Origin of the sequence: Sivoneniella epilithica UHCC 1019, from assembly GCF_040830845.1 — a bacterium.
Lineage (GTDB): Bacteria > Cyanobacteriota > Cyanobacteriia > Leptolyngbyales > Leptolyngbyaceae > ULC077BIN1.
This window is the reverse complement of sequence record NZ_JBFPDP010000055.1, coordinates 1-21,950: the sequence shown is the minus strand read 5'-3', so window position 1 is coordinate 21,950 and position 21,950 is coordinate 1. Positions and strand designations below refer to the sequence as shown.

The 21,950-nt window shown below is 46.8% G+C and carries 29 protein-coding genes; 11 read left to right on the top strand and 18 right to left on the bottom strand.

Annotation, left to right across the window (positions count from 1 at the left end; all coding sequences use genetic code 11):
- Positions 1-209 precede the first annotated feature (209 nt).
- Positions 210-434 (top strand): type II toxin-antitoxin system HicB family antitoxin, encoded by a 225-nt coding sequence (locus tag AB3R30_RS23015; RefSeq protein ID WP_458651554.1) that lies wholly within the window; start codon positions 210-212, stop codon positions 432-434.
- Positions 431-613 carry a type II toxin-antitoxin system HicA family toxin gene (locus tag AB3R30_RS23010; protein ID WP_458651553.1) on the top strand — a complete coding sequence of 61 codons (183 nt, stop codon included), beginning with the start codon at positions 431-433 and terminating at the stop codon, positions 611-613. Before AB3R30_RS23015 ends, AB3R30_RS23010 begins: the two co-directional genes overlap by 4 nt.
- A gap of 554 nt (positions 614-1,167) precedes the next feature.
- On the opposite strand, the gene AB3R30_RS23005 is transcribed toward AB3R30_RS23010, so the two are convergent.
- On the bottom strand, positions 1,168-1,356 hold the full coding sequence (locus AB3R30_RS23005) for a ChaB family protein (protein ID WP_458651552.1): 189 nt from the start codon (positions 1,354-1,356) through the stop codon (positions 1,168-1,170).
- A 152-nt stretch (positions 1,357-1,508) separates the two neighbouring features.
- Between AB3R30_RS23005 and hemL the strand changes: the two genes are divergently transcribed.
- Positions 1,509-2,807, top strand: a complete 1,299-nt coding sequence (hemL, locus tag AB3R30_RS23000) for a glutamate-1-semialdehyde 2,1-aminomutase (protein ID WP_458651551.1) — start codon at positions 1,509-1,511, stop codon at positions 2,805-2,807.
- A gap of 70 nt (positions 2,808-2,877) precedes the next feature.
- On the opposite strand, the gene AB3R30_RS22995 is transcribed toward hemL, so the two are convergent.
- The gene (locus AB3R30_RS22995) at positions 2,878-3,024 is read right to left on the bottom strand and encodes a metallothionein (RefSeq protein ID WP_458651564.1); all 147 of its coding nucleotides are present in this window, start codon (positions 3,022-3,024) and stop codon (positions 2,878-2,880) included.
- Between the two features lie 130 nt (positions 3,025-3,154).
- Here AB3R30_RS22995 and AB3R30_RS22990 point away from each other — a divergent pair, with 130 nt between their 5' ends.
- The 4 genes from AB3R30_RS22990 (at position 3,155) to AB3R30_RS22975 (ending at position 5,610) form a co-directional block, all read left to right on the top strand.
- Entirely contained in the window at positions 3,155-3,565 is a 411-nt protein-coding gene (locus AB3R30_RS22990) for a hypothetical protein (protein ID WP_458651550.1), read from the top strand.
- Positions 3,566-3,639: 74 nt separating this feature from the next.
- Entirely contained in the window at positions 3,640-4,356 is a 717-nt protein-coding gene (locus tag AB3R30_RS22985; RefSeq protein ID WP_458651549.1) for a Uma2 family endonuclease, read from the top strand.
- A gap of 54 nt (positions 4,357-4,410) precedes the next feature.
- Complete coding sequence (locus tag AB3R30_RS22980) at positions 4,411-5,373, top strand: acetamidase/formamidase family protein (RefSeq protein ID WP_458651548.1); 963 nt, start codon at positions 4,411-4,413, stop codon at positions 5,371-5,373.
- A gap of 90 nt (positions 5,374-5,463) precedes the next feature.
- Positions 5,464-5,610, top strand: a complete 147-nt coding sequence (locus tag AB3R30_RS22975) for a hypothetical protein (protein WP_458651547.1) — start codon at positions 5,464-5,466, stop codon at positions 5,608-5,610.
- Between the two features lie 23 nt (positions 5,611-5,633).
- Here AB3R30_RS22975 and AB3R30_RS22970 read toward each other — a convergent pair whose 3' ends face one another.
- From AB3R30_RS22970 to AB3R30_RS22920, 11 genes are all read right to left on the bottom strand, one after another.
- Positions 5,634-5,849, bottom strand: a complete 216-nt coding sequence (locus AB3R30_RS22970; protein ID WP_458651546.1) for a hypothetical protein — start codon at positions 5,847-5,849, stop codon at positions 5,634-5,636.
- Positions 5,830-6,282, bottom strand: coding sequence for a PIN domain-containing protein (locus AB3R30_RS22965; protein ID WP_458651545.1), 453 nt, complete (start codon positions 6,280-6,282; stop codon positions 5,830-5,832). The genes AB3R30_RS22970 and AB3R30_RS22965 overlap by 20 nt, the downstream gene beginning before the upstream one ends.
- A gap of 128 nt (positions 6,283-6,410) precedes the next feature.
- Complete coding sequence (locus tag AB3R30_RS22960) at positions 6,411-6,758, bottom strand: type II toxin-antitoxin system RelE/ParE family toxin (RefSeq protein ID WP_458651544.1); 348 nt, start codon at positions 6,756-6,758, stop codon at positions 6,411-6,413.
- Positions 6,755-7,009, bottom strand: a complete 255-nt coding sequence (locus AB3R30_RS22955) for a hypothetical protein (protein ID WP_458651543.1) — start codon at positions 7,007-7,009, stop codon at positions 6,755-6,757. Before AB3R30_RS22955 ends, AB3R30_RS22960 begins: the two co-directional genes overlap by 4 nt.
- A gap of 128 nt (positions 7,010-7,137) precedes the next feature.
- The gene (locus AB3R30_RS22950; RefSeq protein ID WP_458651542.1) at positions 7,138-7,275 is read right to left on the bottom strand and encodes a hypothetical protein; all 138 of its coding nucleotides are present in this window, start codon (positions 7,273-7,275) and stop codon (positions 7,138-7,140) included.
- 156 nt (positions 7,276-7,431) lie between these two features.
- Positions 7,432-7,668, bottom strand: a complete 237-nt coding sequence (locus AB3R30_RS22945; RefSeq protein WP_458651541.1) for a BrnA antitoxin family protein — start codon at positions 7,666-7,668, stop codon at positions 7,432-7,434.
- A gap of 10 nt (positions 7,669-7,678) precedes the next feature.
- Entirely contained in the window at positions 7,679-7,966 is a 288-nt protein-coding gene (locus AB3R30_RS22940) for a BrnT family toxin (RefSeq protein WP_458651540.1), read from the bottom strand.
- Between the two features lie 3 nt (positions 7,967-7,969).
- Complete coding sequence (locus AB3R30_RS22935; protein ID WP_458651539.1) at positions 7,970-8,104, bottom strand: hypothetical protein; 135 nt, start codon at positions 8,102-8,104, stop codon at positions 7,970-7,972.
- Between the two features lie 72 nt (positions 8,105-8,176).
- A complete protein-coding gene (locus tag AB3R30_RS22930; protein WP_458651538.1) occupies positions 8,177-9,391 on the bottom strand; it encodes a hypothetical protein in 1,215 nt (404 codons plus the stop codon).
- 14 nt (positions 9,392-9,405) lie between these two features.
- Entirely contained in the window at positions 9,406-10,125 is a 720-nt protein-coding gene (locus AB3R30_RS22925; protein WP_458651537.1) for a hypothetical protein, read from the bottom strand.
- A gap of 195 nt (positions 10,126-10,320) precedes the next feature.
- Positions 10,321-11,229, bottom strand: coding sequence for a glycine betaine ABC transporter substrate-binding protein (locus AB3R30_RS22920; protein WP_458651536.1), 909 nt, complete (start codon positions 11,227-11,229; stop codon positions 10,321-10,323).
- 112 nt (positions 11,230-11,341) lie between these two features.
- Between AB3R30_RS22920 and AB3R30_RS22915 the strand changes: the two genes are divergently transcribed.
- The 3 genes from AB3R30_RS22915 (at position 11,342) to AB3R30_RS22905 (ending at position 14,273) form a co-directional block, all read left to right on the top strand.
- A complete protein-coding gene (locus AB3R30_RS22915; RefSeq protein WP_458651535.1) occupies positions 11,342-12,664 on the top strand; it encodes an MFS transporter in 1,323 nt (440 codons plus the stop codon).
- A 151-nt stretch (positions 12,665-12,815) separates the two neighbouring features.
- Positions 12,816-13,916, top strand: a complete 1,101-nt coding sequence (locus AB3R30_RS22910) for an NAD(P)/FAD-dependent oxidoreductase (RefSeq protein ID WP_458651534.1) — start codon at positions 12,816-12,818, stop codon at positions 13,914-13,916.
- A 207-nt stretch (positions 13,917-14,123) separates the two neighbouring features.
- A complete protein-coding gene (locus AB3R30_RS22905; RefSeq protein ID WP_458651533.1) occupies positions 14,124-14,273 on the top strand; it encodes a photosystem I reaction center subunit IX in 150 nt (49 codons plus the stop codon).
- A 67-nt stretch (positions 14,274-14,340) separates the two neighbouring features.
- Here the strand turns inward: AB3R30_RS22905 and AB3R30_RS22900 are convergent, their stop codons facing one another.
- Positions 14,341-15,807 (bottom strand): GTP-binding protein, encoded by a 1,467-nt coding sequence (locus AB3R30_RS22900; RefSeq protein WP_458651532.1) that lies wholly within the window; start codon positions 15,805-15,807, stop codon positions 14,341-14,343.
- Between the two features lie 86 nt (positions 15,808-15,893).
- Positions 15,894-17,234, bottom strand: a complete 1,341-nt coding sequence (gene pxcA, locus AB3R30_RS22895; protein WP_458651531.1) for a proton extrusion protein PcxA — start codon at positions 17,232-17,234, stop codon at positions 15,894-15,896.
- 112 nt (positions 17,235-17,346) lie between these two features.
- Here pxcA and AB3R30_RS22890 point away from each other — a divergent pair, with 112 nt between their 5' ends.
- A complete protein-coding gene (locus AB3R30_RS22890) occupies positions 17,347-19,548 on the top strand; it encodes a recombinase family protein (protein WP_458651530.1) in 2,202 nt (733 codons plus the stop codon).
- Between the two features lie 187 nt (positions 19,549-19,735).
- Here AB3R30_RS22890 and AB3R30_RS22885 read toward each other — a convergent pair whose 3' ends face one another.
- The 3 genes from AB3R30_RS22885 to AB3R30_RS22875 all read right to left on the bottom strand — a co-directional run.
- Entirely contained in the window at positions 19,736-20,338 is a 603-nt protein-coding gene (locus tag AB3R30_RS22885; RefSeq protein ID WP_458651529.1) for a Uma2 family endonuclease, read from the bottom strand.
- Between the two features lie 110 nt (positions 20,339-20,448).
- Positions 20,449-21,303: a class I SAM-dependent methyltransferase gene (locus AB3R30_RS22880; protein WP_458651528.1), complete on the bottom strand. Its 855-nt coding sequence runs from the start codon at positions 21,301-21,303 to the stop codon at positions 20,449-20,451.
- 107 nt (positions 21,304-21,410) lie between these two features.
- Positions 21,411-21,950, bottom strand: a 540-nt coding sequence (locus AB3R30_RS22875) for an EVE domain-containing protein (protein WP_458651527.1), incomplete at its 5' end; no start/stop codon positions are given.

The following is a 21,950-nucleotide window of genomic DNA, read 5'->3' as shown; positions in this document are numbered from 1 at the left end:
TCCTCTATTTCACAGCTTGAAGCGATCGCTCTTCTCCTTTACATCTTGAGCGATCACTCGGTTCGGGGGTTCAATGGAGCGATCGCTCCTCTCTTTCACAAATAGGAGCGATCGCAGCTAGAAAAAAGTTTGTTAACCTGCACAATAGCATCAAACGCTCGTAGTGTTAGCATTTCAATGAACTCACTAAACAGGTTTGAGCAATCACCGTGGCAAAGCTGCAAGCTAAATCTAAACGCAAAGTACTATTGTATCCGGGTGAGGATGGTTATTTTGTTGTCGAGGTTCCTAGTTTGCCAGGATGCATTAGTCAGGGGAAAACTCGCGAGGAAGCCCTAGCTAACATTGAAGAGGCGATCGCCCTTTACATGGAAGTGTTGAGCGATCGGGGAGAGCCAATTCCAGAAGACACGATTGACATTGTGCTGGTATGAGTAAACTGCCCGTGATCTCAGGCGCGGAATGTGTCAAAGCACTTAGGCAAATAGATTTTGTCGTTGATCGCCAGCGCGGTAGCCATATCATTCTAGTGCGTGAAGATCCTAGAACAACGATTTCTGTACCTGATCATAAAGAACTTGACCGAGGTACTTTACGTGCAATTATTCGGTAAGTTGGCTTGAGCGTGGATGAATTCTTTGACCTACTCTGAGGCGATTACAGTAGATCATATTTCTTACTGTTCTCAGATTTATAGGATCACTAGACAGAAACAGGCGATCGCTCTTCTCTTTCATAGCTTGGAGCGATCGCTTAATTATTGGGTTCAATAGAGCAATCGCGCTTTTTCTTCACGGTTTATGCGATCGCTTAGTTATTGGGGTTCAATGGGGCGATCTCTCCTCTCTTTCACAACTGGGGGCGATCGCTCTTCTCCTTTATATCTTGAGCGCTCGCACAAAAATATTTGCCCATACTTACAAAATCATCATGTACTATCAGACCAGTGTGGAGAACTGAGATAGTGATCAGCGGTTCTATTTTTTGTTCTGAGCCAGATTGAGAATGCGATCGCCTAAAGGTCAAAAGCTAAACCCAAAATAGCCGCTTAACGACGAGATCTCGCAACTCTTTCGTTTATTCGTATTGCAGAATAAAAGGGCATTGAGTTCTCAAAACTTTTTAGCTCAACTCAAATCACTATTGCAAAAGTCTTCTCTAAAAGACTTACTCGATCGCGCTATTCAAACTAGCTAACTGACTCCTCACAGCACTTGAAGCAATACAGTGCGCTTTTTCTTCCTCTCCATACCATTGAAGTGCTGAATTAAATGCAATGCGGTAGAAGCGTTGTGCTGCCTCAGACAAGAGATCACGAACATGGGATGGTAAATCGTAATTAGTTTTGTACGGCATCTTTGTATATCCTCAATCTAACTAGATTGCCAAATAGTAATCTAGATCACTTGAATCTGCCTGTATCTTTAGATTGAAAAGTCTTCCAACAAAACAAGTCTCGTTACACAATAAGTAAATGGGACATTGAGTAGTCCCTTAAGGAGTCACCATTGATTACAAGTTCATTTAAGACAACCAAATCAGACGAGATTTTTGCGGCTGCCCAAAAACTAATGCCGGGTGGAGTGAGTTCTCCCGTTAGAGCCTTTAAGTCGGTGGGTGGACAACCCATTGTGTTCGATCGCGTCCAAGGTGCCTATGCTTGGGATGTAGACGGCAACCGATACATTGACTATATCGGTACATGGGGACCCGCCATCTGCGGACACGCTCATCCCGATGTGATCAACGCCATTTGTGAAGCGGCTCAAAAAGGCACCAGTTTTGGGGCACCCTGTCGCCTAGAAAACGTGTTAGCGGAAATGGTGATTGATGCCGTTCCCAGCATTGAAATGGTGCGCTTTGTTAATTCAGGCACCGAAGCCTGCATGTCGGTGTTGCGATTGATGCGCGCCTTCACTGGACGGGACAAACTGATCAAATTTGAAGGCTGCTACCACGGACATGCCGACATGTTTTTGGTTAAAGCAGGATCGGGCGTTGCCACCCTCGGCTTACCCGATTCTCCAGGAGTGCCCAAATCTACTACAAACAACACGCTAACGGCACCTTTCAACAATCTAGAAGCAGTCAAAGCGCTATTTGATCAAAATCCGGGTGAAATTGCTGGGGTAATTCTAGAGCCTGTGGTCGGCAATGCAGGATTTATCATCCCTGATGGCGGCTTTTTGGCAGGTTTGCGTGAATTAACTCGCGAAAACGGGGCGCTGCTAGTATTTGATGAAGTGATGACGGGTTTTCGGATTGCCTATGGCGGCGCTCAAGAAAGATTTGGCATTACGCCAGATTTGACCACTCTAGGTAAAATTATTGGCGGCGGTTTGCCCGTTGGTGCCTACGGTGGACGACGAGACGTTATGGAGATGGTTGCTCCAGCGGGTCCCATGTATCAAGCGGGAACTCTTTCAGGAAACCCACTGGCAATGACAGCAGGCATCAAAACTTTGGAGTTGCTGCGCCAACCGGGAACGTATGAACAACTCGATCGCATCACCAAGCGTCTCTCTGAAGGACTACTGAATATTGCTAAAGAAACAGGACATGCCGCCTGTGGAGGGCAAATCAGCGGTATGTTTGGTTTCTTCTTTGCTGAAGGACCCGTCCACAACTACGAAGATGCTAAAAAATCTGACCTGGGTAAATTTAGTCGTTTCCATCGGGGCATGTTGCAACGAGGCGTTTACCTTGCTCCTTCTCAATTTGAAGCAGGATTTACGTCCTTAGCTCACACGGATGCCGATGTTGATCAAACCCTAGCAGCCGCTCAAGAAGTGATGGTAAGTTTGTAGAAAAAAGAGCTAAGGATAGGAAGCTAGGAGGCGTATTGACTATTCCTAACTCCCTATCTTTAGTATGTTTTTAGCATCCGCAGCCGGTATGACCACACCCTGGACTATCTTTGTGTCCATCGGCGCAGGCTTGGCTGCAATAGAATTTGCTTTCTTTCTCAACGGTTCCAGAGCCAGGAGTCACAATACACAAGCAGGGTTCGCAAGCGCATTTCATTTGAGTAACGGTTGCCATTTTTAAACTAGCCTCATGATTGAATGACCTAATCATAACATCTGAACAGGTATTCATATATTTATTCTCAATCTTTCTTATAGAATTTTCGCTACTAAGATTTACTACTGAAATGAATGTAATGATTATGCGGATGAGTGTGCTCAGTGTATTGACTGCAACTCCTTATCTGTTGGCATGTCAACCGCTCAAACACTCCGCAGCCCAAGTTTCTTCCTCTAGTAGGGTGATGAAAATTACCTTTGACCTAGGAAAAATTTCTACAGAGGGTTTAGTCGGTACAGCCGGAAGCTTGCGATCGCTGAGCTATGAGTTTTGCATTCCAGTTAATGAAAAGCGTTTAGCAGAAGTCCGTGCTATTGATCTCTCCGTCCAAATATCGAGATCGCCGGGTCGAATTGGCTGTACTAAAGATCACTATCTGGTGATTGGTCATACCCATCAAGCGCGCTGGCGTGACGTGTTGATGGCGATCGCCCGTCTTGATTATGTTCAGCGCATTGATGAATTTGTCGGTGAATAGTCCCGTGTTTTAGGCGCTAGTTTAAAGCGTTAAAATACGCCTATCCCTTCTGCAACTCGCGATCGGTCAAAACCATGCTTCGCTATAAACCAACTGACTGCTTGCCCTCCTCCGCAGAACTCCCCGACTCCGACGATACCCCTGTGGATAATGAACTGCAAAACCTCGTTCCCAATCTGTTAGCGGCGATTTTGGCGTGGGTGTGGGGCGATCGCACCGACTGGTTTTTTGGCGTAGACATGGGAGTTTACTTTGCTCCCAGTGAACCGCCGCTAGTGCCCGATGGATTTTTGAGCCTTGGAGTCAATCGCTTTGTTGATGTGGATGGACGCTTGAGCTATGTATTTTGGGAAGAGGAGGATATTCCGCCTATTCTCGCGCTGGAAGTAGTTTCCAAAACCTATGGCGGTGAATATGAACGGAAAAAGATTGACTACGCTCAATTGGGCATCCTTTACTACATCATCTATGCACCTGGTCGTCGAGGTCGCCGGGGTCGCAAACCCTTAGAAATCCATCGGTTGGAGCATGGGGAATACGTGCCGTTGCCGGAAGAGCGGGTGTGGATGCCAGAGATTGGATTGGCGATCGGACGAGAAGAAGGTGTGCATCAAGGCTGGCAACGGGAATGGTTGTTTTGGTATGACCAAGCGGGGCATCGCCTCGCCACTCCGGAGGACTTGGCACAGCAGACCAAGCAAGCACAACAGCAAACCCAGCAGGCACAACAAAAAGCTGAGCGACTGGCTGCAAAGCTACGAGAATTAGGCATTGATCCCTCCGGAATTTAGGGCGATGTCTATGACGTTTATGGGCATTCCTCACGGCATTCAATTGGATTTTGCATGACCGAACATCAGCTACCAGCGACGTGCGAAACGGTACATTTAGGTGGATTTTCGGCGCAGTTAAAGCCTGCCTTAGTGATTGAGTCGGGCGATCGCGTTCACGTTGAAACTTATTCTGGTTTTCATGTGGCAGCCAAAGCACCACCAGAATTTTTGACTCCTGCCTTTGAAACCATTTGCGATCAGTTGCCTGCGGAGCGTCGAGTGGGTTCAGGTCCTCATCTGCTGACGGGACCGATTTTCATCCAGAGAGCAAAACCAACCGATGTCTTGGAAATCCGATTAGAGGCGATCGCGCCCCGTTTACCGATTGGGTTCAATGCCATTCGCCCTGGTTGGGGAGCGTTGCCCCAGCAGTTCGCTCAACCAGCCCTGCGATTTATCCCATTAGATCTAGAGCAAGGGATTGCTGAGTTCCCACCCAATACAGGCATTCGACTACCAATTCAGCCATTTTTTGGCATTTTGGGCGTGGCAACCGCAGAGGATCGGTCTTCCATTCCCCCCGGACTCTATGGTGGCAACATTGACAATCGCCAGCTTCAGGCAGGAAGTCGCCTATTTTTGCCAATCTTTGTACCCGGCGCACTGTTTTCCATCGGCGATGGTCATGCAGTACAGGGTGATGGTGAGGTGGATGTGACCGCGATCGAAACCTCGATGAATGGCACGGTTCAACTGATTGTCCGTAAAGATCTAATGCTGACCGCACCGATCGCCGAAACTGCCACCGACTTTATCACCATGGGCTTTGGCAACACACTTGATTTTGCGTTTGAACAGGCGCTCCAACAAATGATTGAGTTTTTGCAGCGCTTCATCGGTTTACCTGCGGAGGAAGCCTATGTGCTATGCAGTTTGGCGGTCAATTTTCATATTACCCAAGTAGTGAACAGTCCGCAAAAAGGAGTTCATGGATTGCTGCCAAAATCGATTTTGCCTGCTATGCCGGGGTTATAGTCTTCTGCGATCGCGGTTGCCACATCTCACCAGCTAGGATCAGAGATTGGCAAAATCGCTACTGTAGTCATGCTGTTAGCCTGAGATGATGTGCCTCAAATTATAGCTCTAGACAACTCCACACAGAATTTGAGCGATCGCATTCTCAACCCGCGATCGCTTTTACTAATGAAATGCTGGAGCGATCGCATTGCCAAGCCGCGATCGCTCACCTTTGCCATAGCATCAAAAACTTGATACGACTCACTGCGGCAGAGTAATTAAACTTTTGGCTTTGATTCCTGAAATTCCAAAATTTTGGCAGATAAACTCTTCACCGATTCTTGCCCAAAAAGCTCATCCTTGAGTTGCAAGTAATCTCCACTTCCCCCATTACATGCTGCCCAAAACCGAGCAACTTTGGACGGTTCCAGGTTGGCTAAAAGAACCTGTAAGACTTCCTGTAAGACTTGTTGCTCACTCTCTATCTGGATCATTGCTGCTCATCTCCAACACAAAATTGACTGGATTCATCACTTTTATTATCAACCCTGAACATCGATTGATCAGCCGTTTGTCACAGGTAATGAACCAGTCACTATTGACTGCCTCAGCACAGGCAACATGCAAAGCATCCAGTGACTTTAGTCCATTCTGTTCTAATTGCTCGGCTCTTTGTTGAATTGCTTCGTTTACGGCTTGCCTCAACTGAGCCATTTGAAGAGAACGGCTCATCGCTGTTTGCTTGATAGGGTAAGGATTGCGACTATTTTCATACTCCAACACTGAAGAACTTGCCAGTTCGATCATCCCTGTTTCAACCATTTGTAAGATGATGGCAACAGCTTGTGATTCGAGGAAAATTTTGGGTTGGGTCTGATCATCAAATGGACGATTGTAGGCACTGGTATCTAAATAGATTCTTATCATGCGATCGCGTGAGGCAAATCCAGCCCATTCTATACTGCGGATCGCATTGCCAACCCGCGATCGCCGTTACTGAAGAAATACGGGAGCGATCGCACTGCTTTCAGCTAACATTCTCAATGATGAAATCATTAGGTATCGTTAGGTGCTTCTGGCTCTTTGCCAAGAGTTTGTTGTGAACCGTAGCGAATATGTAAAATGCGAACCGTAGATGTCTCCTGACCGTCCAAAATGGTGAAAAGAATACGGTATGAGTTGCGCCCTCTTCCATAGAGTAACTGCCGAATTTCTTGGCTAAAATACTCATTCTCTCGTGCAAGTGGGCAGCGTTTCGGCATTTGTGACAAAGACTCAATTGCTTGCAGCAATCCTGAGTACCATTGGCTTGCTTTCGTGGGAGACGTGAGTTGAGATAATCGGAGAAATGCTTTGTCTGCTTCAGACTCTGCCACACTCGAAATGTCGATGCGGTATTTCATGCATCTGCTGAGAGATTATGCTTACGGCTTTGTTCTTTAGTAAATTCGTGAAAAGATCGAAATCGACCTGTCTCAAAATCGTCCAATCCTTTCTGAATGCCTTGAATAGCCGCCGCTGAATCTTGTTCTTCCCACTCTAAAACGTTAGCAAGTAATTCTGATGCAACAAGACTAACATCTTGACCTTGCTGAGCGGCTTTGTCCCGTAGTATGGCTTCTAATTCTGGGCTAAGAGTCACAACAATCGACATAGGAATACGTCCTTTGGAAGCAGTCTCTTTCAGCATTCTAGCAATCTTATTAACAGCAGTGAAAGCAATTCTAAATCTAGAAGTGTGCTAGTGTACGTGATCGCATCTCCAACCCGCGATCGCACTCATCAATGAATTTCTGAAGCGATCGCATTTCTAACCCGCGATCGCCAACTTTTTGCAAGATAGAGCGATCGCATTCCTACCCGCGATTGCTTTTGCTGAAAAAATACGGGAGCGATCGCATTGCCAACCCGCGATCGCATTTACTGATGATAATGATGGGGCGATCGCGTCAGACAAATCCAGCCCATTCTATCCTGCGGATTGCATTTCCAACTTGCGATCGCGGTTATCAATAATCTGGGGCGATCGCTGCTAACCTTAGTCCACCGTATTGAAATTATTCAGTTTGCCAAGAATTACGCTAATTTTGCTTCAGAGTCCAAACAGACTTTGTGAGCCTCTGCATAAATTTTTAACGCTGCTGACATTTGCTGCTCAGCAGTGTTTCCTTGTGCGTGAAACCAAGCAAGCGTATCCGGATCTACCTGAACTGTAATCGCTATAGCCGACTTGGGCATTCGCAGTTGCGCTTTCGCAAAGAATTCATCTGACAAGGGTGGAATATCAGATGTATCAATCTCTTCGTCGTTCATTGCGTCGATTCTAGTCCAGTCGGTTCTTGAGATATTGTTCATAGCGTCTGCGTTCATGAGACAGTGCCTTTCGTAATGAAATAATGCGAACTATTTCCTCATCAGGCTCAGTGTAAACAACCACGACTACTCGCCCGTCAAGTAAACCAATCCCAACATATCGTTCTTCACCATAATCCTCACGTTCATCCAATTCGACAACCATGGGTAAGTTAAAAATGCGACCCGCATCAGCGAAGTCAAAACCATGCTTTGCCAGATTGCTTTGATTTTTACGCTCATCCCAATCGAACTTCATATCCTAAAATTTAGCACAGTAGCCAATTAGCGCGATCGCATTTCCCAACCCGCGATCGCAGTCGTCAATAATCTGGGGCGATCGCATTTCTAACCCGCGATCGCCGTTACTGATAAAATGATGGAGCGATCGCAACACTCCCAGGCACCTTCACTGCAATGTCCCAACCTATCAATAAATTACGATAATGGCTGTGTTTGTAGATAATATCTAAACTTCATTACCAAGATATTCAACTTTCCAAGATAATTGGCGACCTGAGCGACCTGAGCGCACAAAACGAAATCCTTCATAATCAAAACTGCTAGGGTTTTTAGTAATGAATGAAGTTGATACGCCAAGCAACTGAGCAATTTGGCTAGTTGTTAACTCTGAGCCTTGGGATGCTGCCTTTTTCAAAGGTTCCAAATGCTCTGGAGAACAATCAGCTTCCAGTAAAGCAGATTGAAATTGACTGTTTGAGGATAGTAGAGATTTAGCACCACTGTTAGAGGAATCCAAAATTTTAGAAAAGGATTGAGTAAAAGATGAAGCGATTTCAAGACTGGAGACAATCAAGTAGGCGATAAAATTTTGGGAGGAAAAGGCAACTACCCCATACTTTGCGATAGGAAGTTGACGATTGTTATTGAAACGTTTGTCTGGACCACCATCGCGGCGAGCATATTTCCAAGTTTGCCCAATTACTGTGGCATCACTAGGAAGTGACTCTTGCTCTACATATTCTAAATCTTGCAAAGATGCCTGAATTTCACTATAAGAAATTGCACTATAAACACCATCTTGAAATACAAAAAAGCGATCAGGAAGTAAATACAACTTAATGCTTCCAGCGTCAACGCCCCAAACGTCAACGTTAGCTTTGAGGAGATTGGGATTTTGTTTGCCAATTTTTGAGCGTTCTCGAATAAGTGCCGAGCTAGAGCCAGCGTTTCTCTTCCAATCATGAACAGCAACTTGGGATTTCAATCGCCATGAGCTTTTTGTTTCAGCTAGCTTAGAAAAAGCGGCAATACTGCTATAAAATTTATTCTCTGAGTAATCATCAGAAAATTCATAAAAAAGCGGCGTTGTTTTGCGTTTAATATCTGCCTTGCGAACCATATAAGTCGCAACTGGTAAAACCACTGCTAAAATTGTTGTTAAAGGTATAGATATCTGAGAGAAAGTAAGCAGAAGAATTAATGTGACAATTCCACAATATCTCCAATAGTATGGGCTTTTTACTCTTTTATTAATTTGATCAATAATTTCTGCTGCTGATTTGTCTACAGTAATTTCCTCATACTCTTCTTCTGAATTTTCATGTGTGGTTCCATAAGCTCTCTCAGAAACTTTATAAGCCTTCTGTTGATACTTAGAGCCTTGTTTACCAACTTGAATTAAAGTATCTGGAACTTGCTGTTTTTTCTTAGACATAGCCATTTTACTAAACCTTATTACTTCTTAAGAGATGGAATAAATTTGTTCAAATTTTTGAAGTAGGGCTGATTTGCTAAAACAATGAATGATGAAAATATTAGAATTAATCCAAAACTAACTATCAGAAATCTTGACTTTGGTAAGCTGCGAATTTTGCATGACTTATCTCTAGGATTAGATGCAGTATTACTAAATGATAATAATTTGTAAAGACAACTTGAAAATAGGTGCAAGTCATCTTGAGAAGTGAGTTTATAAATTCTATTAGACTCTAAAATTTTTGAATTTTTAATGGCTTCAATTAATTTAGGATCAGGAGAGCTTGGACGGAAGTTGTCCCACTGATATTCACAACTCTCATAAAACAGTTGAAATTCGATAACTTTGAAAAGTCTAGCTTCATCTTTGTCGGCAATTACAAGGTATTTAGCTTCATTTATACGCCCTTTCTTAAATAGGCGATTAATGTAGTAAATCGCTTGAGCAATCACTTTTGCTGCAACTTCTATATCACTAAGTTTTACCGAGTACTTGAATTCAAATAGGACATTATCAACTACTAAATCATGTCTTTCCTGAGTCTTGACTGGCAAAGAAAACTCTCTAATATAGGCTGCTTTAACTTCTTCTTCATTGGTCGCAATAAGTAGTGCATCAATAAAATTAAATTCCTGAGCTTCCGACCATATCTGTCTATGTTGAGTTGTTCGCCTTGCTTGCTCTTCCCATGCTCCCATACAGAAAATCCCTTGTGGTAAGACTTGAAAATGGCGACTTTATCTAATTTACCCGCTGCAACCCTCAAGGTAAAGTCTTTGCAGATGGCTATACAATCTGAGTCTTACTGGACTGAGAATTTCTGAATAATACGCAGAAATAGACTATTGGTTAATGCCTTTCTGAATATTGTTCATAATCCAAACAAAACTGCATCATTGTTTGGATGCCAAAAACTCTTTGACGACTTGTTTTACGTCGCGGAGTTCGCCTTCCACTTCGTAGTTCATTCGTTGCATTTCGGCGGCGGTGACGAGTCCGCTGAGTTCTGCTAGGGCGGTGCGGAGTTTGGGATATTTTTGTAGGGTGGCTTCGCGGACGATGGGCACGGCTTCATAGGGCGGGAAGTAGCGTTTGTCGTCCTTCAGCACCACCAAGCCTAGTCGGGCAATTTGCCCATCGGTGGAGTTGCCTGCCACGAGGTCTACCTGTTTTTGGATGAGTGCCCGATAGATTAGCCCTAGATCCATAATTTGTGGGGGTTTGGCAAACTGAAAGCCGTAGGTTTTAGATAAGCCAGCGAGACCATCCTGCCGCTCAGAAAATTCGTAGCCAAAGCCGCCGCGCCATTGTGGGGTAAACGGTGCCGCCTGTGACAGGGTTTGAATATTATCGCGTTTGGCATCGTCGCCGCGAATGATGATGGCGAAGGTATTTTCAAAGCCGAGACCGGGCATTACTGTGAGGTTGAACTTTTGGGCATAGCCGTCTTTTAGCTGCTGAAGCAGCGCTTTGGGTTCCGAGGGAATCGGCTGATTTTCAAAAAGTTTGCTGACGGTGGCAGCGGTGCCAGTGTATTCCACGTAGGCATCAATTTTGCCGTTAATAATCGCCTGATGGCACACGTAGGAACCACCTAAGCGAGGTTTGCGATCGACTTTCAAACCTGCCTTATTTTCAATCTGCTGCGCCAACAGTTCCCCCAACACATCCTGCTCAGTGAAGTCTTTAGAGGCAACGATAATATCACCGCCGCCGCTGTTGCTGAGGTTGGGCTGGCAGGCAGCGATCGCCCAGATCAACATCACCAGCACTATCGAAAAAATAACCGGATATCGTTTCACAGAGTTTTCTCAAAAGAAGATCTTAACGGGCGTAGAGTCCACATTGCCTGATTTAACCAGAACCTGCAATCTCATGCGGTGATTTTGCAGATTAACGCCTGCGCTAAGCTAAGTGGGTTGTTTGTTAGCCGTGGGTGCGATCGCATCTGCCTACTTCATGTCCCTAGAAAATCCTTCAGATTGGTCAACCGCCCTCCAGCTTGATAATCGACAGATTTGGATTCAGGCAGCGGGGCGATCGCTGTGCCAAGTCGCGTCTGGCTTGATCTACTTCTATATCCCGCTGGTGTTCGTCAATCAAGTGGGGCTATCGGCAACCTCCGTGGGGTTGAGCATGGGGATTAGCTCCCTGGCTGGGATTGCTGGACATTTGCTGGGCGGTGCGCTGGCAGATTCCCCCCGATTTGGGCGCAAAACCACGCTGTCGCTTTCCGCAGGGCTGGGAGTTTTAGTCTCTTTAGTATTGGCAGTTACCCAAACTTTGCCAATGCTAATCGTGGCAAGTCTGTTGCTGGGGCTAAGCGTCGGCTTTTACTGGACGGCGGCGGATGCGGCGGTGATGGATGTGACACTACCGGAATCCCGGCATCAAGCGTTTGCGATTATGAGCGTGGCGGAAAATGTGGGCGTGGGCATTGGCGTATTAGGCGGTGGCGTGTTGCTGACGATCGCCAACCAGCGTCACGAACTGCTGTTTCTAGGCTGTGGACTGATCTTTCTGGCGTTTTTGATCATGGTGCAAATAGCGATCGCGGAAACTCGCCAAGTCACAACTAAATCCCACACTCCGATTCAAGGTTTTTTGGTGGCACTGCAAGACAAAGCCTTGATTACGTTCATCCTGGCAAACGTGTTGTTTACGACTTATGTGGCGCTGGTCACCAGCACAGTACCGCTCTATTTCACTAACTTTATTCCAGCCATAGGAGCCACACCCAACGCATCGCTAGCCGATACCGCAAGCTTGTATACTTGGTGCTACATCGGGTTGGGAGCCGTGGCACAACTACCGATCGCCCAAGCGTTTACCGCATTCCCTCGCACTCGTGTGTTGATGATTGCGATGTTGATGTCTAGCCTGGGGTTTTGCCTCCTGTGGGTCACCGGCAGGTTTGCGACCTATCAATATTGGACTGGCGTAGCGGCTCTCTGCGTCATGGCGATCGCGTCTGTCACGTATAAACCGTTTGCCGCCGCGATCGTCTCAGAACTCGCGCCCGAAAATCTGCGGGGTGCTTATGTTGCCGTCAGTTCGCAATGTTGGGCGATCGGCTATTTTATGGGTCCCTTGCTCGGCGGTTGGGCAATGGATCAGTCCGCGATCGTTGCCCACAATTTTTGGCTCGTTGTCGCTGCTAGCACCAGCATTGGGTTACTCGTACTGCGTCTATTTGAAGCGCAGCGGGAGGAGCAAAGGTCAATAGAAGCTGGATGATGGGCATTGGATTTTAGGTGAATGTGACAAAATTTTTGACCTGTAGGGGCGCAGCATTTGGGCAATATTTTTTGCAACTAGCCAAAGATCCTTTACCAAATGCTGCGCCCTCCTAATTCCATTAAAAAATTGACTGTAGGAGTAAAACGGGGTGGAACCTATTGATATAGCCATCATTGGAGCAGGAATTGCCGGGTTGACCTGCGCTCAACAGCTACAGCAGGCAGGCTACCGGGTCGTAGTGCTAGAAAAATCTCGCGGAGTGGGTGGACGATTGGCAACTCGTCGCCTCCCCCACGATCGCGCCGATCATGGCACCTGCTATCTTTCGCCCAAAGGGGAATTATTTGAGGAGTTGATCGCTCATTTACTCAAACGGGACATAGTACAGATCTGGACAGATACAATTCATATATTGAATCGCGATCGCACCTTACAAGCTGCACCAGAGCGCGTTCCTCGATACATCGCACCCGACGGCATGAGCGCGATCGCTAAATATCTCGCCACCGGGCTTGATGTTCGGTTTAGTCAGCGCGTGATTGGATTAGAGTTAACCCCTGACCAAACTTGGACATTAACCATCGAGAATCCTCAGCCCGATGCCGTAGATTCCCACCCATCAACCTTATCAGCTAGCGCTGTACTAATCGCTATTCCTGCACCTCAAGCCGTCGATTTATTGACACCGCTTGAAAAAAACATTGTTTCCAGTGAATTAATTCAACAACTGCGATCGGTGGAGTTCGATCCCTGCATTGCAGTAATGGCAGGTTATCCAGAAGATTGCTTGAAAAAATGGCAGTCAAACTATGTCGATGTCAAAGCGATCGCGGTTCAACATCCAGATTTGGGTTGGATTGGTTTAGACAGCAGCAAGCGGCGCACTGCTTCCCAACCCATATTTGTCGTCCAAAGTACGGCGGCGTTTGCCAACCAGTGGCTAGAAACAACTGATCTATCTGCGGTGGGTCAACAACTGCTGCACTCAGCCGCCGAACACCTGCTTCCCTGGTTGGCAACACCCGAATGGATGCAGGTGCATCGCTGGCGTTACTCCTTTCCGGCAACTCCTTTGAGCGATCGCTATTGGTCGGCTGAAACACCCGCGCCCTTGATATGTGCGGGAGATTGGTGCGGTGGGATGCGGGTAGAAAGTGCCCTATTGTCTGGGCTGTCAGCCGCAGATTATCTGAACCAGCAAATGGGCGATCGCACTATTCCCACATCTCGATTTTGGGAAGCAATCTAGAGGAGTGAATGGGTGGATGAGTGAATGGGTGGATCAGTGGCAAAACTCAAAACGCTCACAATTCTTTAAAGGTAAACCACATTAAAGAACCACCACTTGATGAACTTGCTCTACCTGCTATCTCCGTTGAATCCCTCTGCGGATTGAGACTAGCGATCGCAAGGGTCGTTAAGGTGAAGTAGTTCTACAGTTAGGCATTACTGCATCATGGCAAACCCAAACAATCAAGCTAATTTCTTCGTTCGATATCTTTCTCTTGCTCCTGTTCTCGCGGTGATTTCTGTATCTGTTGCCTTTTCTACGTGGGCAGTATTCAATTACTTTTTTCCAGATCTGTTGTTTCATCCATTGCCATAAGATCTACCACGACCGATATGGTATGTTTCACTCGGATTAATCTTGCTGATTGCTTCCTTGTCTTTTTTTAAGAGCGCGATCGCGGCTGATTGAAATTAAGTTTCGCGCGGAGTTCACCTTTAATTCGGCTTAAAATCGAGCCTTCATCCAGTGACGCGAGAATGCGAGTGACTACGGCTTTCGGTCCATCTACTCCCCAAGACGCATCATTTGCAAGGTAGGTTTTGGTCACCTGCCCGATCGCATAAGTTGAAACACCTGCCACGCCTGCTTGAGTCACTGCCACAGACGCATAGGCAGCCAGCGACAGCCCCCCGGTTGCCGGAGCCGATAATCCTAGCAAGCCTTTCAGCGAACTGAGTCCCAAGTTAGCAACCATCTCACTGGCGCTAATGCCGCCCATGGTCAGGGCAATTTTTTTCAGCAAGGCTAAGGCTCCCTGTTGGCTCATAGGAATGCCATATAGTTTGGAGAGCGTCAGAATTAGCGCGACATCAATCACCGCACTGCTGAGAATATCCACCACTGTCACGGGATTGAGGGCGATCGCCACCGCCTTAGTCATCACCGCATTCCAAATGATCTGATTAGCGCTTTGCTCCCGGATCGCCATTTTGCGCTCCACCAAGCGATCGTTGATATCATCGGCAAACAGCAGCGAGTTGACCGCCACCAGCGACTTCCCTTCTCGATCTAAAATTTCTAAAATTTTCAGCTTCAGGTCATCGATTTGGGGCGTTCCTACACTCAGTTGAGCCGCTACTCGCCCATCCGCCCGCCGCACTGCTTTTGCCACTAACGGCGATGCTGCCGCCATGACAATCTCCTCCGGCGAGAGCAGTTCTTTCACGCGCTCATCCCGAATTTTGCGATAAATCATTTTGCGATCGACCTCTGGATATTGGTCAATTTTGTTAAATACCAGAATGATCGGCTTACTGGCAGACCGTAAAGCTGATAATGCCTGATATTCAACCTTGGTCATATCTCCCGCAATGATAAACAAGATCAGATCGGCTTGTTGGGCAACCTGTTGTGCCAGTGCTTCCCGCGCTTCGCCATCCACCTCGTCGATACCGGGAGTGTCGATTAGTTGAATCTGAGAGTTCCCGATCGCGTTTACCGTTACCCGCGTTAAGGATTGCTCACTGCCAGCGATCTCCTCGCTGGTCAACGTCCAATTTGCAGTTTGGCGGCTGCGGGTGACTCCATGAACCGCCCCGGTTTCAAACACAGTTTCGCCCAGGAGCGCATTCAAAAGCGAGGATTTGCCGCGTCCCACCATGCCAAATGCGGCAATGTGAACAATCTGGCGATCGAGCTTATCCAGCATCGATTCCAGCCCAGTAATTTCGGGTTCTAATCCCCGTCGCTCGATCGCCGTCAAGTCTAACCCTTCCACTAAATCTCGTAGGGCAGTTTGCGCTTGTCGATAGTTAAGCTCTCCTTGAATAGTGTCAAAGTTGTGGATGGCTTCATCCAACTCTTGTTTTGTCAGTGGTGGAGCCTGATTTAAATCGGGTGAGTTAGACATGGAGTAACTGGGAAAAGGGCGTGATTCGTGCAACGTATCGTTTATGTAAATGCTGGCAGATTATTATCTGCTCCATTCATTCTTGTTTATTCATTCATATTTTTGTAAGTTGCCACGGCAGATGGAGAAATACGATTGAGATAGCGGAAGATCCAATATTTAAAAACGGTATCTAAAATAACGGGAAATGTGGCAATGAATAGAAAGTTAAAATCTCGGTTAGTAGGCAATCCAAAATGCTTAGCGAGTCCTTCTAGAAGGACTTCCCAGCCATGAGGAGAGTGAAAGCCCACAAACATGTCAGTAAACAAAATGATAATGAAGGCTTTAGCGCTATCACTGAGTCCATAAACCGTTTCATCAATAAAAGATCTAAGGGTTTCTAACCCTCTACGATTGGTGAGCAGGACGATCGCAAATGCCCCCGCCGATAGCAAATCTGCAAACACATTTTTGATAGCACGGGCGCTCAGCTTAGAATAAATCTCTGCAAGTTCCTCAGCCTTGTCTTGCAAAAGTGTTTCAGCATCGGTAGTTTCCGGAAACCGTTCAGGTTGTGCAACGCTCAGAAAGCGATCGAACTCTAATCGTTCTCTAAAAACATTAAACTCTCTCAATGCTGATTCTTCTAACTCACTATTGAGAAAAATACCGACTTGCTCTGGCTGCCAAAATTGATCCACCAGCGGACCGACGATAAATGCTTTGGAAATTTGCTGAGTCAGTAAGGGCACAATAATTAATAGCAAAACTAGCCGGATGGATATTAAGGTTTTTGCTTTAGAAAAACGAAAGGTTTGAACAACTTGTTCCTCAGAATTCGGATCTAAATCTCGCTTGATGCGGTTCAGGGTTCCTAAAATTGAGCGGGGTAATACACCCGTTTTATCTAGAATGCTGCCATCATCTGCGTTGTCAGGATTGAGCGCCTGATTGTAGACGCGATCGCCCGTGTTTTGGTCAATCACTGTTCCAGAGAGATTAACGTTTGTCCCTTGATTGAGCGGAACTAAAGCAGTTGAACGAACGGATGAAGATTTGTAGCGATCGAGAATCTCATCAATAAACGCCAGTTTTTCTAATACAGTCGCGGCTTGCTCGTGGGTACTGATGTAGGAACTGCGGCGATGATAAAGCGTAGAATTGGTAGAGTCTACAATGATGCGGCTTGCTCTAAATTCTGTGAGGCGAACCTCGGCAAACTTTAAATATTTATTGAGTTCAGATTGAAAATAAATAAGCACATTTTCACTATGCTTGGTAGATTTTTTAGAAATTTTTCCGCCATCAAAATGTTGGTCTTCAATTGCTTTAATCATTAGAGCGGCTTCATAGGCTTGATCAAGCGCTCTTTCTGGTGTTTGTAGAAGCCATTGGTTAGCCCCGCGTAAATATCGACTCACAGAGGTTAGAAAAGATGATCTCATGATGGGAACAGGTTCACCGTTTAGATATTATTTGTTAAACAAACCATTTATTTGTTAAACAAGCCATTTAAGTTAAGGTACGAGAGATTCTAGCAAAATCATTTAAAAACAATTGGTTAACAAAGAACGAATCTGGATTACGGGAGCAACGCGAGTGGGTAAAACGAATTACTTAATTCGCCAGTTTTGCCAATGGGTTGCTCAATCGACTGGGGTAGTTTCTGCCCAGATGTCAACAGTCCCGCCGCCAGAGAGTCCGGCACCTGATAGCTTACAACCTTCTACAAACCTGCCAAGACTTTTGCTGTTTGCCGCGATTGGTGATAATCGAATTGATCTGGTCGATCGCCTAGTTGCTGCTACTCAAAGTCAATATTCTTTTTATTCCACAACTCCGCTAGGTTTTTTTCAAGATGAAGTGACGCTGTTTTGGCCATTGCTGATTCAGCAGCTTGATTTGAAGGCGCAGTTTTCCCTTCGGCTCAACCCAGAAAATGAGCAGGAGCTTGCTACACGATTGTGGCAACCGGAGATTGATCGGGCGATCGGCGCACAAGCAGCGGTAAATGAAGCGCGTCTAGTCCGAAAAATTTTGGATTTACTGCAACTGGCTGGATTGGCTGGCATTCCAATTGAAGATATTCCGCTCCGATTACAACAGGGCTTGGGAGCGCAAAATGGCGAACTGCCGATTCCCTTTGAAACGGTTGGAATGATGTTGCAACACTGGCAGCAATGGTGTTTGGAACGGGGTCTGTTGACCTATGGAATTACGGCAGGGCTGTATTGGCAATGGTTGCTAGGACATCCTGCCTATCAGTCGCACCTCGTTCAGCGCTATCCGCTCATTTTGGCGGATGATGTGGATGAGTATCCGGCGATCGCTCGGCATCTGTTTGAAAAATTGCTCAACGCTGGAGCCTCTGCTGCATTTACCTTTAACCCCGATGGGGCAGTGCGCTTGGGTTTGGGAGCCGATCCGGTTTATTTAGCAGCACTCGCAGATCGGTGTGAAATCGTAGAATTGAGCGATCGCCCAACCCCAAGCTTATTGGATGATCTGGGGGAAACCCTGGTAGAATTCGCCATTAACCCAATGATCTTTTTGGCGTTGCCAGAGTCAATCCAAGCGATTCAAACCGTTTCGCGCTCTGATCTATTACGTCAAACCGCCGAGACGATCATTACCGCCGTGCAAGCGGAGCAGGTGGAACCGCGACATGTGGCGGTGATTAGTCCCGGTTTAGATGCGATCGCCCGGTATGCCCTCATCGACATTTTGACCAAGCATCAAATTCCAGTTGAATCGCTGAATGATCAGCGTCCCCTAATTAGCTTTGCGATCGTTCGGGCGTTGCTGACGGTGCTAACACTGGTCTATCCGGGCTTAGGTCGTTTAGTGGATCGAGATGCGATCGCTGAAATGCTGGTGATATTAGGCAATCGAGAACAAACTATTAACACTCCTGACAGCCGATCAGCCGCTTCCCTCCAGCCCACTCTTGCTATTGATCCTGTGCGTGCAGGCTTACTTGCTGATTATTGCTTTGCCCCTCATCCAGAGCGTCCTCGTTTATTACCCGCCACCACCTTTCCTCGATGGGATCGGTTAGGCTATCAAACCTCAGACGCTTATCAGGCAGTGATTGACTGGATCGAAACTCAGCAATCTCAGCTAGAGCAACGCCAGAGTCCAAATGCCGTTTTCTTGCTCGATCGCGCCATCCAGCATTTTCTCTTAGGCGGTCGTTCTTTAGCATTTGATCAACTGTCTGCCCTGCGCCAACTGCTGGAAACCGCCCAACATTATTGGGAAGTCGCTGACCGATTGCGCCGGAGTGATGTGACCCTCAGCGATCGCGGCACAACTCGCCCAGATCCTCCATCCGCTGCCATCATCAGCCCATTTATCCGGCTTTTACGCAATAGCGCCGTCACCGCCAATCCCTATCCAGTGCGACCCATGGGAACAGCCAGCAATGCCGTCACCTTAGCCACTGTTTTTCAGTATCGTTCTAGCCGCCGCAGCCATCGCTGGCAGTTTTGGTTTGATGCTGCTTCTCCCCGATGGCTTAGCGGTGTTGATGCATTATTTGCGGCTCCCTTGTTTTTGCAGCAGTGGTCAGGCGTATGGACTGCTGCCGATGCGATGGATGCCAACGAGCAACGCCTGCGACGCATTTTGCTTGATTTACAAGCCCGCAGTGAACAGCAAATTTATCTATGCCACAGCGATTTGGCAACCAATGGTCAAGAACAAACAGGCACTTTATTAACGCTGGTCAATTCGGCTACTCCAATTACGGCAATGTGAAGCAAACAAGAAGCATGACTAGAAAATCACTCTGCTCGAACTTGAAGACGCAAATCACCCATGAATAGTTTTTACTTTGCATTGCTTACCAGTTTTTATCAAGCCTTAGCAATCAATCCCATTAGTTGGAAAGCGCTAGAAAATAAGGGAATTTTGCTGAAGGACGCTGGCTAGGAATCGTTAGGAATCAGCGGAGAGGTGGTGACGCGATCGCCCCTTCTGGAAAAATTCGGCTCAAATCTAGTTGGGTATCCTCAAAACCAGGCAGCCAGATCGCCTGGTGGGGCAGCAAAATTTGTTTACTAAGGTAGTCAAACTTGCCTTGAACTATCCGATAGGGTTGGCTGTAGCGTTCTAACTGGCGATCGCTCAAGTTCACAATCCAGTACTCCGCAATTTCCGCCTCGGCATAGAGTGACAGCTTGGTGGTTTGGTCATAGGTCAGGGTAGAGTCAGAAATCTCGATCACCAGCAAAATGTCTTGCGGATACGGATGATGGGCTAGATAATCTTCGTCTCTGCCTCGCGCAACGACGACATCGGGTTCCGGTTCACTTTGACTCGGTAAGGTAATTGGGTCTTGACCCCGGATGGCTGCTCGATCGCCAAGCAGTCGGTCGAGTTGGCGACACAGAATCGCGCAACAGACGGTGTGTGGTGTTCCTTTGGCAGCCATTTGAATTAGTTCTCCCCGAATTAGCTCAATCCGTTCGCCTTCTTGCAAAAAACCGAGTTGGATGAGCCGATGATATTCATCAATCGTGAATCGCTTGGGTGTCACAACATTCATAAAATCCCTCACGTTTGGCTACCTCAATTCTAGAAGCGATCGCCCCTTGTCTCTGCAATTTGGAGGGTTATCCAGTTTCGTTAGGCAATTGTCCCCTTAAACCAGACGAATCATCCCTCCAGCGTCAAAGCGAAAATGTCAGTTCCGGCTAGCAGAGGGGTGATGTCTTGGACAGCAATATTTAGACGCTCCAGCGATGAAAGTTGATCGAGGATATCTATGAGGCTGAAGGTTTGGAGATGAAACCCTTGGTCAGCGACGAATTGCTGGAGATGTTCTGAATGCTCAAAGCTATTATCCAGGGTAGATCTGCCTGTGTTTTGGGCGATCGCTTTTAGTATTCGTTCCGTTGCTGGATTGTAGTTTCGTAGCTGACTGCGCCGCTGCTTAGTAGTCAGATCGGGCGTAATCCAAACTCCGCCATAGTGCTGCAACATCTGTTGCACATTGGCAAACACCAATTGTTTTTCGGGTAAAGTTAGGTATTGCAGCAACCCCTCACAGGCGAGCGCGATCGGTTCGCCTTGCCGCAAATACTCAGCATTCACTGGAAACTGGCTAGGAGTTGCGGTGACATCGATCGCGGCAAAGTGCAGATTTGGGCGAGGGGCAATCAGGCGATCGACCAATGCCCGTTTCTGCTCAATCATCAATGGCAAATCACTTTCCACAAACGTAATCTCTGGGTTTTCAGACATCACCATGCCACGGGGCAATAACCCAGATGCCAGTTCCACAATTTGCCGACAGCCAAACTTTGCCAACAACCCATTGGTCGCTTTGTATCTCGCCTCCATCACGGGCGCAAAATACTTCAAGTCTTCTATGCCATTGGGTGCATACTGTCCAACCACCGACTGAGCATCCACCAATTCCGAAATTTCCCTCGCATAGGGAATATCGCTAAATTGGCGAGCATAGGTTACGAGTAGGGCAGTTGGGCTGATTTTGTTGAAGGAAGTCATGGAAGTTTTGAGTTTTGAGTTCTAAGTTTTGAGTTGGGAAGGTAAGTTTTGAGTTGGGAAGATAAGTTGTGAGCATTCGCCATTCGTCATTCGTCATTCGTCATTCGTCATTCGCCATTCCTTGCCTTCTTCAAAATCTTCATTGCAACATCTGTTGGTATGGGCATGACGGAAAGGCGATTGCCTGGGCGCACGAGCCACAGTTCGTCGGGGGTGAAGGTTTGACGCAGGGTTTCTAGGGTGAGCAGGGTGGGGAAAGTTTCGATAAATTCTACGATCGCGGTGTGCCAGCGGGGATTTTCTAACGTGGCTTTTGGATCGTAATACGGGCTGCTGGAGTCAAATTGGGTCGGATCAATCACAGACGACTGGATAATTTTCGCCAGACCCACAATGCCAAGCGGAGCAGTATTGGAGTGATAATAAAATGCCAAATCTCCCGGCTGCATGGCTTTAAGAAAGTTGCGGGCTTGATAGTTTCTCACGCCATCCCAAATAGTTTGGAGATCGCGCTCTAAGTCTGCAATGCCGTATACATCGGGTTCAGATTTTATTAGCCAGTAGTTCATGGGGAGTTTTGAGTTTTGAGTTTTGAGTTTTGAGTTTTGAGTTTTGAGTTTTGAGTTTTGAGTTTTGAGTTTTGAGTT

Excerpts from the sequence above, each read along its gene's own strand:
- AB3R30_RS23010 (WP_458651553.1), top strand. The coding sequence starts at position 431 with ATGAGTAAACTGCCCGTGATCTCAGGCGCGGAATGTGTCAAAGCACTT.
- AB3R30_RS23005 (WP_458651552.1), bottom strand. The coding sequence starts at position 1,356 with ATGCCGTACAAAACTAATTACGATTTACCATCCCATGTTCGTGATCTC.
- AB3R30_RS22995 (WP_458651564.1), bottom strand. The coding sequence starts at position 3,024 with ATGAAATGCGCTTGCGAACCCTGCTTGTGTATTGTGACTCCTGGCTCT.
- AB3R30_RS22990 (WP_458651550.1), top strand. The coding sequence starts at position 3,155 with ATGAATGTAATGATTATGCGGATGAGTGTGCTCAGTGTATTGACTGCA.
- AB3R30_RS22985 (WP_458651549.1), top strand. The coding sequence starts at position 3,640 with ATGCTTCGCTATAAACCAACTGACTGCTTGCCCTCCTCCGCAGAACTC.
- AB3R30_RS22980 (WP_458651548.1), top strand. The coding sequence starts at position 4,411 with ATGACCGAACATCAGCTACCAGCGACGTGCGAAACGGTACATTTAGGT.
- AB3R30_RS22970 (WP_458651546.1), bottom strand. The coding sequence starts at position 5,849 with ATGATCCAGATAGAGAGTGAGCAACAAGTCTTACAGGAAGTCTTACAG.
- AB3R30_RS22965 (WP_458651545.1), bottom strand. The coding sequence starts at position 6,282 with ATGATAAGAATCTATTTAGATACCAGTGCCTACAATCGTCCATTTGAT.
- AB3R30_RS22960 (WP_458651544.1), bottom strand. The coding sequence starts at position 6,758 with ATGAAATACCGCATCGACATTTCGAGTGTGGCAGAGTCTGAAGCAGAC.
- AB3R30_RS22955 (WP_458651543.1), bottom strand. The coding sequence starts at position 7,009 with ATGTCGATTGTTGTGACTCTTAGCCCAGAATTAGAAGCCATACTACGG.
- AB3R30_RS22950 (WP_458651542.1), bottom strand. The coding sequence starts at position 7,275 with ATGCGATCGCGGGTTGGCAATGCGATCGCTCCCGTATTTTTTCAGCAA.
- AB3R30_RS22945 (WP_458651541.1), bottom strand. The coding sequence starts at position 7,668 with ATGAACGACGAAGAGATTGATACATCTGATATTCCACCCTTGTCAGAT.
- AB3R30_RS22940 (WP_458651540.1), bottom strand. The coding sequence starts at position 7,966 with ATGAAGTTCGATTGGGATGAGCGTAAAAATCAAAGCAATCTGGCAAAG.
- AB3R30_RS22930 (WP_458651538.1), bottom strand. The coding sequence starts at position 9,391 with ATGGCTATGTCTAAGAAAAAACAGCAAGTTCCAGATACTTTAATTCAA.
- AB3R30_RS22925 (WP_458651537.1), bottom strand. The coding sequence starts at position 10,125 with ATGGGAGCATGGGAAGAGCAAGCAAGGCGAACAACTCAACATAGACAG.
- AB3R30_RS22905 (WP_458651533.1), top strand. The coding sequence starts at position 14,124 with ATGGCAAACCCAAACAATCAAGCTAATTTCTTCGTTCGATATCTTTCT.
- AB3R30_RS22900 (WP_458651532.1), bottom strand. The coding sequence starts at position 15,807 with ATGTCTAACTCACCCGATTTAAATCAGGCTCCACCACTGACAAAACAA.
- pxcA (WP_458651531.1), bottom strand. The coding sequence starts at position 17,234 with ATGAGATCATCTTTTCTAACCTCTGTGAGTCGATATTTACGCGGGGCT.
- AB3R30_RS22885 (WP_458651529.1), bottom strand. The coding sequence starts at position 20,338 with ATGAATGTTGTGACACCCAAGCGATTCACGATTGATGAATATCATCGG.
- AB3R30_RS22880 (WP_458651528.1), bottom strand. The coding sequence starts at position 21,303 with ATGACTTCCTTCAACAAAATCAGCCCAACTGCCCTACTCGTAACCTAT.